Here is a 1191-nt window from a genome sequence, read left to right as displayed (position 1 = left end):
GGAATCATTGCGGGCGATAAGTGACGGGAAGCGGCGAGGGTGACTATTTTTGTCAGGAGGCGTTGGGTAGATGCGATTGATCATCGCCGAGCCATCAGTTACGATGACTATAAGGTCATTTTTAAGAGGGCATTCCGATGCGTTCAGCCCCGATTGTGGAAGTAAAATCGCATTTTTCCGCCTTTTTGGCAGCGGTAGAAGCAGGTGAAGAGATTGTCATTACCCGTCATGGACGTCCCGTGGCGCATCTGGTTCCCCCCACGGGGCAAACAGCGGCTGATGTGTTTCGGCCATTATGGACAGGTGAATCCATGGACGAATTTGATCTGACCGCTCCTGAAGACTCGCCTCCAGAACCGGTGGCGACTTTCAACTGAGTGGCGTTCAATGGCTTGGTTACTCGATACGAACATCCTGATTGCCGCCGTAAAAGGCGTTCCCTCGGTTCGGGCGCATTTACAAAAGGTGCGGGCGGTCGATGTCCTGTTGTCGCCGATTGTGCTTGGCGAACTCGAATTTGGCGCTGAAAAAAGCGCATTCCCCGACCGTAACCGGGCGAAATTGCAAACGATCATCCACGGTTTCACGGTGATCGCGCTGGATGCGGCGACCAGTCGCGCCTATGGACGAATCCGCCACCAACTGGAGCATTGTGGATTGCCAATTGGAAACAATGATCTGTGGATCGCCGCCCAGGCTCTGGCGCTCGGAATCCCTCTCGTCACCGACAACCTGCGCGAATTTGAACGGATACCCGACCTCACTATCGAAAACTGGCTGGTCAAAACGTGAGCGAGTTGAACGACTTGAATCTGAACAAATTGATGAAAGAACAGAGCATTCAAACCTTGTCCGGCTTTGATGCCGAGACCCGGTTTCGCACCCTGGCGGCTCAAGCTGATCCGCAACGGGCGCTGGCCATTCTGGATCGGCTTGACGGACAAAACGAGATCCGGCCTTGATCAAGGATAGATTGCAGAACTTTCGCTTTTCGTCATTCCCGCGTCAGCGGGAATCCAGTAAGCTGCTGGAAAGACTGGATACCCGTTTTCACGGGTATGACGACACCCTAGTTTATAAGCGAAAGTCCTGGATTGATGAATATTCGGATAGAAGACCTGGACTTGATGGATTTCTCGGAGGTGGTTGACCCGACGGCAGACCGGCTGCCGCTGATCCACCCTGGCGAGA

3 protein-coding genes are annotated in these 1191 nt (G+C 53.7%); all 3 read left to right on the top strand.

The window, feature by feature from the left end:
* Nucleotides 1-137 precede the first annotated feature (137 nt).
* The 3 genes from BN874_RS00490 to BN874_RS00480 are packed head-to-tail and all read left to right on the top strand — an operon-like array spanning nt 138 to nt 962.
* The gene (locus BN874_RS00490; protein WP_034430103.1) at nt 138-377 is read left to right on the top strand and encodes a type II toxin-antitoxin system Phd/YefM family antitoxin; all 240 of its coding nucleotides are present in this window, start codon (nt 138-140) and stop codon (nt 375-377) included.
* A 10-nt stretch (nt 378-387) separates the two neighbouring features.
* Complete coding sequence (locus BN874_RS00485) at nt 388-792, top strand: PIN domain-containing protein (RefSeq protein ID WP_034430101.1); 405 nt, start codon at nt 388-390, stop codon at nt 790-792.
* The gene (locus BN874_RS00480) at nt 789-962 is read left to right on the top strand and encodes a toxin-antitoxin system HicB family antitoxin (RefSeq protein WP_230314286.1); all 174 of its coding nucleotides are present in this window, start codon (nt 789-791) and stop codon (nt 960-962) included. Before BN874_RS00485 ends, BN874_RS00480 begins: the two co-directional genes overlap by 4 nt.
* Nucleotides 963-1191: the final 229 nt, after the last annotated feature.

It is taken from the genome of Candidatus Contendobacter odensis Run_B_J11 (genome assembly GCF_000531125.1).
Lineage (GTDB): Bacteria > Pseudomonadota > Gammaproteobacteria > Competibacterales > Competibacteraceae > Contendibacter > Contendibacter odensensis.
Note: the sequence above shows the minus strand (reverse complement) of the source record. Positions and strands in the feature narration are given on the sequence as shown.

Bases quoted from the DNA above. Each gene is read 5' to 3' on its own strand.
- BN874_RS00490 (WP_034430103.1), top strand. From the start codon at position 138: ATGCGTTCAGCCCCGATTGTGGAAGTAAAATCGCATTTTTCCGCCTTT.
- BN874_RS00485 (WP_034430101.1), top strand. From the start codon at position 388: ATGGCTTGGTTACTCGATACGAACATCCTGATTGCCGCCGTAAAAGGC.